Below are 9,079 nucleotides of genomic sequence, written 5' to 3' on the forward strand. Positions count from 1 at the left end.
CCGACAACTTCTTCGCACTCGGTGGCCACTCCCTCCTCGCCACCCAGGTCATCTCTCGCGTCCGCTCCTCCTTCGGCGTCGAGTTGCCCCTTCGCGCCCTCTTCGAGGCACCCACTGTCGCCTCCCTCGCCGCGCGCATTCTCGCGGCCTCACACGAGAGCCTCAGCGCGCAACCTCCCCCCATCCTCCCGGTGCCGCGCTCCGGCCCGCTGCCTCTCTCCTTCGCTCAGCAGCGCCTCTGGTTCATCGACCAGCTCCAGCCCGGCAGCTCCATCTACAACATGCCCTCCTTCGTCCGCTTGGACGGGCATCTCGACATCCACGCGCTGCAGCTCAGCTTCGATGAACTCGTTCGCCGCCACGAAGCGCTCCGCACGACCTTCATCCAGCGCGACGACCAGCCCTTGCAGGTCATCGCGCCGCATGCCGAGCTGCCCGTCACTCGCGTGGACCTCCGAGGCCGTGACGAGGAGAGCACCCGTGCGGAGGTAGAGCGCAGGCTCAAGGAGGAGTACCAGCAGCCCTTCAACCTCTCCACGGGCCCGCTCATCCGCGCTCAGGTCCTCGAGTTGAGCGACACGGAGCATGTGCTCGCGCTCAACATGCACCACATCGTCTCCGACGGTTGGTCCATGGGCGTGCTCACCCAGGAAGTCGCCGCGCTCTACGACGCCTTCGCCCACGGCAAGCCGTCGCCCCTCGCGCCGCTCGCCATCCAGTACGCGGACTTCTCCGTCTGGCAGCGTGGCTGGCTCCAGGGTGCCGTGCTGGACGCGCAGATTGCGTACTGGCGCCGTCAGCTCGCGGACCTCACGGCCCTCGAACTGCCGCTCGACAAGCCTCGACCCACTGTGCAGACCACGGCCGGCGGGCAGGTGTACGTCAGCGTCCCGCTCGCAACCGCGGAGAAGCTCAAGGCTCTCTGCCAGCGTGAAGGCGCAACTCCCTTCATGGCGCTGCTCGCGGCGTGGCAACTCCTGCTGTCCCGCTACTCCGGCCAGGACGACATCACCGTCGGCTCACCCATCGCGGGGCGTCACCGCTCGGAGCTCGAAGGGCTCATCGGCTTCTTCGTCAACACGCTCGTCATGCGCGCCCGCATCGACTCACAGGCGTCCTTCCCGCGATTGCTGCGGCAGGTGAAGGAGGCCTCGCTGGGCGCCTACGCTCATCAGGACATCCCCTTCGAGAGGCTCGTCGAGGAGCTCCAGCCCAGCCGCGACATGAGTCGCAGCCCGCTGTTCCAGGTGCTCTTCGTCCTCCAGAACACTCCGGCCTCCGCCATCCAGAAGACGGAGCTGACGCTCAGCCCGGTGGAGATCAGCGGAAGCACGTCGAAATTCGAGCTTCAGCTCAGCCTCGTCGAAACACCGGACGGCGTCTTCGGAGGAATTGGCTACAACTCCGACCTCTTCGAGCGCTCCACCGTCGAGCGCATGGCGCGTCACTTCGAGTTGCTCGTCGAAGCCGTCGTCACCCGTCCCGACGTCCCCGTCGCCGCGCACTCCATCCTCACGGAGGCCGAGCGCCGCAACGTCCTCGTCGACTGGGCTTCATCACCGCTCGTCACGGATACCGACACCACCCTCCCAGAGGTCTTCGCGCGCGTTGTCGCGCGTTCTCCCGACAAGACCGCGCTCCTCTTCGGAGAGGACGTCCTCACCTACGGCCAGCTCGACGCCCGGTCCAACCAGCTCGCCTGGCACCTGCGTGCCCTGGGCGTCTCCACCGACTCTCGCGTCGCACTCTCGCTGGAGCGCTCCTTCGACCTCGTCGTCGCCCTCCTCGCCATCCTCAAGGCCGGCGGCGCCTACGTCCCTCTCGACGCCAGCTATCCCCTAGAGCGCCTCGCCTCCATGATGGAGGACGCACAGCCGCTGCTCCTCCTCACCTCGCGAGCCCTCGCGTCGAAGCTCCCCTCGGAGGGCCTCACCACCCTCGTCCTCGACGACGTCGACTTCTCGTCTCAGCCCGCGGGGGCGCTGCCGCTCGCTGCGCTGCCCATGTCGCTCGCCTACGTCGACTTCACGTCCGGCTCCACTGGCAGGCCCAAGGGCGTCGGCACTCCGCACTCCGCGGTCCTTCGCACCCTGGTGGGTCCCGACTACACGAGGTTCGGCCCCCAGCAGACGCACCTGCTGCTCGCGCCCATCTCCTTCGACGCCTCCACCTTTGAAATCTGGGGCGCTCTGCTTCACGGCGCGCGGCTCGTCGTCCCGCCGCCGCATGCGCTGTCCCTCGAGGAGATCGAACTCGCCGTCTCCCGTCACGGCGTCACCACCCTCTGGGCCACCAGTGGTCTGTTCTCCCAGCTCGCGGACTCCGAGCTTCCGGGCTGGAGTTCGTTGCAGCACGTCCTCACCGGCGGCGACATCGTCTCGCCAGTCCACGTCCGCAAGGCCCTCGGCGCGTGGCGCGTGCCTGTGTCCAACGCCTACGGCCCGACGGAGTCCACCGTCTTCGCGTCCGTGTTCACGGTCTCCCGGCCCGAAGACGTCGGGACGTCGCTGCCCATTGGCCGCCCCATCCACGGCACGCAGCTCTTCGTCCTCGACGCCACACTCCAGCCTGTTCCCCCTGGCGTCACGGGTGAGCTGTTCATCGGTGGTGAGGGTCTCTCACGCGGCTACCTCCTCCGCCCCGACTTCACCGCCGAGCGCTTCATCCCCAACCCCTTCAGCACCACGCCCGGAGCACGCCTCTACCGCTCCGGCGACCTGGTCCGCTGGCGCGACGACGGCGCGCTCGACTTCATCGGCCGCTCCGATGCCCAGGTGAAGCTGCGTGGCTTCCGCATCGAGCTTCCCGAAATCGAAGCCGCGCTGCTGTCTCATCCGTCCGTCACGGGGGCCCTCGCCCTGCTGCGCGAGGACACGCCGGGCGACAAACGCCTCGCCGCCTATTTCACGTCCTCGGCTCCCATCGACTCGGCCGCCTTGCGCTCGTTCCTCAAGCTCAAGCTGCCCGAGTTCATGCTGCCCTCCTTCCTCCTCCATCTGGACGCGTTCCCGCTCACCACGAACGCCAAGATCGACAGGAAGGCCCTCCCGTCTCCCGACGCATTCGCGTCCTCCGCGTCGTTCCTCGCGCCTCGCAATCCCACCGAAGAGGTGCTCGCCTCCATCTGGGCGGACGTCCTCCGTCTCGACAAGGTCAGCGTCTCCGACGACTTCTTCGAGCTTGGCGGCCACTCCCTCCTCGCCACGCAGGTGGTGTCTCGCATCCGCAGGGCCTTCGAGGTCGAGCTGCCCTTGCGTGCGCTCTTCGAGGCGCCGTCCGTGGCGGCGCTGGCCTCGCGCATCGCCGCTGCTCGGCAGGAGCACTCACGGCAAGCGCCTCCGCTGGTTCCCACGCCGCGCACCGGAGAGCTGCCGCTGTCGTTCGCGCAGCAGCGGCTCTGGCTCGTGGATCAGCTGGAGCCCGGCAGCTCCGCGTACAACATTCCCTCCGCGCTGAGGCTGCGTGGAACGCTCCACACCGCCGCGCTGGAGCGGTCCTTCACCGCGCTGCTCGAACGCCACGAATCGCTCCGCACCACGTTCCTCGCGCGTGATGGCGAGCCGATTCAGCACATCCATCCGGCCGCGCCGTTCTCACTGCCCATCGTGGAGCTGGGCATCCTGCCCGCCGAGGAACGCGAGGAGCACGCACGGCGACTCGCCGCAGAGGAGGCTCAGCGCCCGTTCGACCTCGCCCGGGGCCCCGTCCTCAGGGCGATGCTGGTGCGGCTCGCACCCGAGGAGCATGTGTTGCTGGTCACCATGCACCACGCCGTCTCGGACGGTTGGTCCATGGGGGTGCTCATCCAGGAGCTCGCGGCGCTCTATGAAGCCTTCGCCACGGGCGGAGACGCTCGACTGCCCGCGCTCCCCATCCAGTACGCGGACTTCGCGGCCTGGCAGCGCTCCTGGCTGAAGGGTGACGTGCTGGAGCAGCAGCTCGGGTACTGGCGTCGTCAGCTCGGAGCGCTTCCTCCGCTGCTGGAGCTGCCGACGGACAAGCCCCGTCCTCCCGTGCGCAATCCTCGTGGGGCTTCGCGCCCCGTGCGGCTGTCGAAGGAGCTCACGGAGCGCCTGATGACGCTCTGCCGCCAGGAAGGGGCCACGCCGTTCATGGCGCTGCTCGCCGCCTGGCAGGTGTTGCTCGCTCGCTACTCCGGACAGGACGACATCGCCGTCGGGTCGCCCATCGCGGGGCGCACCCGGACGGAGACCGAGGGCCTCATCGGCTTCTTCGTGAACACCCTCGTGCTTCGCACGCAGGTCCGCCCCGGGCTGCGCTTCCGGGAGTTGCTGGCCCAGGTCCGCGCCACCACGCTGGCCGCCTATGAGCACCAGGATGTTCCCTTCGAGAAGCTCGTCGAAGAGCTGAAGCCTCAGCGCAGCTTGAGCCACACGCCGCTCTTCCAGGTGATGCTGTCGCTCCAGAACCTCCCGGTGGCGAACCGCACCGTGGAGAGCACCTCCACGGACAGCTCTCCGCTGCACCTGGAGTCATTCGCGCAGGAGCTTCAGGTCACGAAGTTCGACCTGACGCTGACCCTGTCACAGACGCCGGAAGGCCTGGCCGGTGGGCTCAGCTACCGGGTGGACCTCTTCGAGGAGGCCACCATCACGCGCTGGGTGGAACACCTGAACACCCTGCTGGAAGCCGCCATCACCACTCCCGATACCCTTGTGGGTGAGCTGCCGATGTTGCCGGCCGAGGAGCGCCGTCAGGTGCTCGTCGAGTGGAACAACACCCGCCGCGAGCTGCCCTGGACTGGCGCCTTCCACGAGCGCTTCGAGGCCCAGGCCGCTCTCACGCCCGACGCCCTCGCCGTCCTCGACGACTCCTCCTCTCTCTCCTTCTCTCAGCTCAACCAGCGCTCGAACCAGCTCGCTCACCTGCTGCGCGCCCGTGGTGTCGGGCCCGAAGTCCGCGTCGCCCTCTGCCTGGAGCGCTCCGTCGACTCCCTCGTCGCCCTCCTCGCCATCCTCAAGGCCGGCGCCGCCTACGTCCCTCTCGACCCCGCCTACCCTCGCGAGCGCCTGGCTTTCATGCTCCAGGACTCCGGCGCTCCCTTCGTCCTCACCCAGTCCCACCTCCTGCCTCGTCTCGACTCGGCCTCCTGCTCGGCCCTCTGCCTCGATGACGCCGCACTGCGCGCCTCTCTCGCCGCGCTCCCCACCTCCAATCCTCCTCGCGTCTCCCTTCCCTCCCACCTCGCCTACGTCATCTACACCTCAGGCTCCACCGGCAGGCCCAAGGGCGTGATGGTCCACCACTCCTCCGTGGTGAATCTCCTCTCCGCCCTCTCCTCTGCCGTCTACTCCGACGTCCAGCGCCCCCTCCGCATCTCCCTCAACGCTCCTCTCTCCTTCGACGCCTCCGTCAAGCAGCTCGTCTTCCTCGCCGAGGGCCACTGCCTCTGCTTCGTCCCTCAGGCCGCTCGCGAAGACGTCCCCCTGCTCCTCTCCTGGATTCAGAAGCACCAGCTCGACGTCCTCGACTGCGCCCCTTCTCACCTCCGCCTCCTCCTCGACGAGGGCCTCGCGGAGTCCGGGCGTCACCTCCGTGTCCTCATCGGCGGTGAGGCCATCGACGACTCCCTCTGGGCCGCGCTCTCGTCCTCGCCCTCGCTGAGCGCCTTCAACGTCTACGGGCCCACTGAGGCCACCGTCGACACCACCGCGCTCTCCATCCGCTCCTCTGCGCGTCCCGCACTCGGTGGGCCGCTCTCCAACGTCTCCACCTTCATCCTCGACGCCTCTCTCCAGCCCGCTCCCATTTGCGTCCCTGGAGAGCTCTTCATCGGCGGCGATGGCCTCGCTCGCGGCTACCACCTCCGCCCGGACCTCACCGCCGAGCGCTTCGTCCCCAATCCCTTCTCTTCCGTCCCTGGCGCTCGCCTCTACCGAACCGGTGACAAGGCTCGCTGGCTTGCCCACGGCCACCTTGAGTACCTCGGCCGCATCGACTTCCAGGTGAAGCTGCGCGGCTTCCGCATTGAGTTGGGCGAAGTCGAGGCCGCTCTCGAAGCGCTGGCTTCCGTCCACCACGCCGCAGCCCTCGTCCGCGAGGACGTCCCGGGCCTCAAGCGCCTCGTCGCCTACGTTACCCCGGCCTCCGTCGACACCTCTTCCCTGCGCGCGGAGCTGCTCCTCAGCCTCCCCGAGTACATGGTGCCCTCGGCCTTCGTCGCCCTCGACGCCCTGCCCATCAACACCCACGGCAAGCTCGACAGGAAGGCCCTCCCGGCTCCCGACTCCGGCCCCACCGACTCCTTCCTCGCGCCTCGCAATCCCACCGAGGCTCGCCTCGCCGCCATCTGGGCAGAGGTCCTCCACCTCGACTCCGTCAGCGTCTCCGACGACTTCTTCTCCCTTGGCGGCCACTCTCTCCTCGCCACCCAGGTCGTCTCTCGCGTCCGCAAGGCCTTCGACGTCGAGCTGCCCCTTCGCGCGCTCATCGAGGCGCCGACCGTGGGTGAGCTTGCGCTGCGGGTCGAAGCGGCCCGTGGAGAGACTCCGGCCAACACGCGGCCTCCGCTCGTGGCGGTGCCTCGTACCGGGCCGCTGCCGCTGTCCTTCGCGCAGCAGCGCCTGTGGTTCCTCGACAGGCTGGAGCCCAACAACGCCTCCTACAACATCCACTCGAGCAAGCAGCTCGATGGCGACCTGGACACCTCCGCGTTGGAGCGCGCGATTCAGGAACTCGTGCAGCGCCATGAGGCGTTGCGTACCTCCTTCCACGTGCAGGAGGACGGCACCGCGGTTCAGGTCATCCATCCGCGCGCCGAGCTGTCCGTTCCCGTCACCGACCTCCGACACCTGACAGGCACGGCCCTGGACACGGAGTTCGTGCGACTGACCTCCGCCGAGGCCAAGAAGCCCTTCGATCTGACGTGCTCGCCCCTGCTGCGAGCATCCCTGCTGCGAGTGACCGAGCAGAGCCATGTGCTCCTCGTCACGGTGCACCACATCGTCTCGGATGGTTGGTCCAACGGCATCTTGTTGCGCGAAGTGAGCGCGCTCTACGAGGCGTTCTCCCAGGGGCGTCCGTCCCCGCTCGCGCCGTTGGAGTTCCAGTACGCGGACTACGCGCTGTGGCAGCGCGGCTGGCTGCGCGACGAGGCACTGGAGCAACAGCTCTCCTGGTGGCGGCAGCAGCTCGCAGGCGCACCTCATGCGCTCGAACTGCCGACCGACCGGCCGCGCCCGCCCGTGCAGACCCACGTCGGCGCGTCGCTCCCGGTGCACCTGAGCACCGAGGTGACCGAGGCGCTGCGTGCACTGTGCAAGCGCGAAGGCGTCACACCCTTCATGGTTCTGCTCGCCGCGTTCCACACGTTGCTGGCGCGGTACTCGGGGCAGGACGACCTCGTCGTCGGCTCACCCATCGCGAACCGGCAGCAAACGGAGCTGGAAGGCATCGTCGGCTTCTTCGCCAACACGCTCGCGCTGCGCGCACGGCTGACGGGGGCGATGACGTTCCGTGAGCTGCTGGCTCAGCTCAAGGAGACGACGCTCGGTGCCTATGCGCACCAGGACGTGCCCTTCGAGAAGCTCGTCGACGAGCTGAAGCCCGAGCGTGACCTGAGCCGGTCTCCGCTCTTCCAGGTGATGCTCGCCCTGCAGAACACGCCGCGTCAGCGTCGCACCGAGGCGCGCAATGAGGAGCCGGCACACGCTCCGGGCCCCGTGGGAGTCACCTACGGCAGCGCCAAGTTCGACCTGTCCCTGTTGCTCGCGGACCATGGCGATGACATCAGCGGCCTGCTCGAGTTCAACACCGACCTGTTCGATCCGGACACGGCTCGGCGAATGGGCGCGCACCTGTCGCGGCTGCTGCAATCCGCCATCAGCGACCCGAGCCAGACGTTGTGGCGCCTTCCCCTGCTCGATGAGCAGGAGCGTCACCAGTTCCTCGTCTCCTGGAATGACACGTCACGCGAGTCTCACGCCGTCACGACGATGCACGGCCCCTTCGAGGCCCAGGCACTCCGCACGCCCGACGCCATCGCCATCTCCGATGGCTCGCGCTCGCTCACCTACGCCGCCCTCGATGCACGCGCCAATCAGCTCGCCCACCACCTCGCCTCTCGCGGCGTGACTCCTGGCGGCGCCGTCGGCATCTGCCTCGACAAGTCCCTCGACATGGCCGTCGCCGTCCTCGCCACCCTCAAGGCCGGCGCCTTCTACGTCGCTCTCGACCCCAACTACCCCCCCGAGCGCCTCGCCTTCATGCTCGCGGACACTCGCGCCCCCGTCGTTCTCACCCACTCCCTGCTCGCCTCCGTCCTCCCCGCGAGCACCAGTGCGCGCTTCGTCCTCGTCGACTCCGAAGCCGACGCCATCTCCCGCCAGTCCTCACAGGCCACGGGCGTCCTCGTCTCCACCGAGGACATCGCCTACGTCATCTACACCTCCGGCTCCACGGGCATCCCCAAGGGCATCGTCATGCCCCACCGGGCCCTCAGCTTCCTCCTCGCCTGGCAGATTCGTCAGTCCCCCAACCCTCGCGCTGTCACCCTCCAGTTCGCCTCCCTCAACTTCGACGTCTCGATTCAAGAGCTCTTCGCTTCCTGGTGGGTCGGCGCCCACGTCGTCCTGCCCACCGGGGGACTCCGCCAGGACATCCCCGCACTGCTCGACTTCATGCACCGCCAGCAGGTGGAGCGTCTCTTCCTTCCCTTCGTCGCCCTCCAGGCCATGGCGGACTCCGTCTTTCACGGCGCCACGCTTCCTTCCGCCCTCCGCGAAGTCGTCACCGCCGGCGAGCAACTCCAGGTCAACGCCACCCTCGCTTCCTTCTTCGAGAAGCTCCCGGGCAGTGTCCTCGAAAACCAGTACGGCCCCTCCGAGGCGCACGTCGTCTCCGCCTTCCGGCTCCAGGGCGCACCTTCCTCCTGGCCTCGCCTGCCCTCCATCGGCTCCCCCGTCGGACATACTCAGCTCTACGTCCTCGACTCCCTCGGCCAGCCCGTCCCCATTGGCGTCTCGGGTGAGGTGTACGTCGGCGGCACCCACCTCGCTCACGGCTACCTCGCCCGCCCCGACATCACCGCTCAGGCCTTCGTCCCGAATCCTTTCTCGGG

The 9,079-nt window shown here is 68.2% G+C and carries 1 protein-coding gene; it reads left to right on the forward strand.

Translation table 11 applies throughout. The annotated features are described in order from the left end of the window. Positions 1-9,079 (forward strand): non-ribosomal peptide synthetase (locus tag HUA74_RS44750; protein ID WP_174459485.1); only part of this gene is annotated, 9,079 nt, incomplete at both ends.

Origin of the sequence: Myxococcus sp. CA051A (genome assembly GCF_013336705.1) — a bacterium.
GTDB classification, from domain to species: Bacteria; Myxococcota; Myxococcia; order Myxococcales; family Myxococcaceae; genus Myxococcus; species Myxococcus llanfairpwllgwyngyllgogerychwyrndrobwllllantysiliogogogochensis.